General features: G+C 36.5%; 3 protein-coding genes. All 3 read right to left on the bottom strand.

The window, feature by feature from the left end; all coding sequences use genetic code 11:
• Positions 1-32: 32 nt before the first annotated feature.
• Positions 33-239, bottom strand: a complete 207-nt coding sequence (locus tag M1F97_RS09100; protein ID WP_240956809.1) for a hypothetical protein — start codon at positions 237-239, stop codon at positions 33-35.
• Between the two features lie 66 nt (positions 240-305).
• Entirely contained in the window at positions 306-749 is a 444-nt protein-coding gene (locus M1F97_RS09095; RefSeq protein ID WP_169447410.1) for a hypothetical protein, read from the bottom strand.
• Positions 750-761: 12 nt separating this feature from the next.
• Positions 762-1,396, bottom strand: a 635-nt coding sequence (locus tag M1F97_RS09090; protein WP_247944879.1) for a DNA/RNA non-specific endonuclease, incomplete at its 5' end; no start/stop codon positions are given.

Genomic DNA, 1,396 nt, shown 5'->3' with positions numbered 1-1,396 from the left:
CCAGGTCGATGAATGAAGTTCTACGTCTTTGGTCATTGGTCACCTCGCGGAATCATTCCCAGAGTTTCTAAGTTTTGTACCAGAGTAGGATTAGAAGAAAGACCATTTAGAAAATCATCTCTCAACTGAGCATCTTGTTGGAGCCACTGTCCCATCATACTTAAAATTTCACTATTGGCACGCCGATATAGGTCGCCAACTTCATTCACTTTGTTGAGCATTTTAGAATAGTGATCCATTGCTTTAGAAGCTTCTCATTTGTGAAAAGGCACTTAAATGAATATTAAGTGCCAATATCAAAAATATTATAGCTGATTTTCTTTTACTTCCTCAAACCATTTTTCAAACTCTAGACGTGGAAGCAATTCTTCATCCTTGTCATAACGTCCTTCATAGCTATAGCGACTATCAAGACTGTTTTTCTGAGCATCATAAATCAACCACATTTCAGTTGGATGTTCGCGATTGTATTCTTGGCAAAGCTTAACCATTCTTTTTATATCTTGTGCACCAATTCTTAATAGACTAAACTGAATTTCATCCGAACTATCTATTTTATTAGGTAGGTAATCCGAAATCTCATCTCTATCCAGATAATGATTATTAGATTTAAAAAAAACATCAAATCTATAAAAACCATCAGCAACGCAATAAATAAATATTTTATCTGCTTGATTTTGCACATATTCCATTGCTAACGAAACCATATCAATCTGGATTTCCATAAATTTATCTTCAAATTGTGTCATATTATTCTCTCTTTATCTGTTTATATTTGGAATTATTTCGTTATATTTTTTCCCATCAATCTTATAATTAACTTCAAAGCTAGTTGGTCTCATTGAAGAGCCCTCGTAGTTAATTTTAACGTCTACTTCAACTTTCTTTGGTGGGTTTGATTTTAAAGCATCTGCCCAATCACGTTCAATACGACGGTATTCTTTTAAGTTGACATCTTTAGCTTGTGAAACAAGGTTATCTAACTCAGGTGATCCACCAAATAGATCGCCGAATATATGTCCTGCATGATCCCCGATTTCTTTATCTGGAGTATTCGAATTATGAGGTAATCTACCTTCATGGAGTTTTAGTTGTAAATCTTCGGCATACGCCCGATCAATACGCCCCACCTCATCAGTACGGTAAAGATAGCTATGCTCTCCAGCCTCATATACAACATTAGGTTTCGGAACTTTTCCATCCAGATGACTTCCATCTTTCAAGATCTCACTAGCATCTTCTATCCAATGTTTAGTTTGCGATGTTCCTAGCCCACCTCCAGTTTGACCTCCTAGTCTAGGAGTTTTCTTACCTCCCAATTCCATCACATCATCCACACTACCGTCTAGATTCTTCGCGAAAGCACTGAGATTATCTGCTAGATGTGTTAGCTTCC

This window comes from Streptococcus oralis, assembly GCF_023110435.1.
GTDB lineage: Bacteria > Bacillota > Bacilli > Lactobacillales > Streptococcaceae > Streptococcus > Streptococcus oralis_CF.
The sequence above is the reverse complement of the archived record's forward strand: the minus strand, read 5'-3'. Positions and strand labels throughout refer to the sequence as shown.

Excerpts from the sequence above, each read along its gene's own strand:
- M1F97_RS09095 (WP_169447410.1), bottom strand. The coding sequence starts at position 749 with ATGACACAATTTGAAGATAAATTTATGGAAATCCAGATTGATATGGTT.
- M1F97_RS09100 (WP_240956809.1), bottom strand. The coding sequence starts at position 239 with ATGGATCACTATTCTAAAATGCTCAACAAAGTGAATGAAGTTGGCGAC.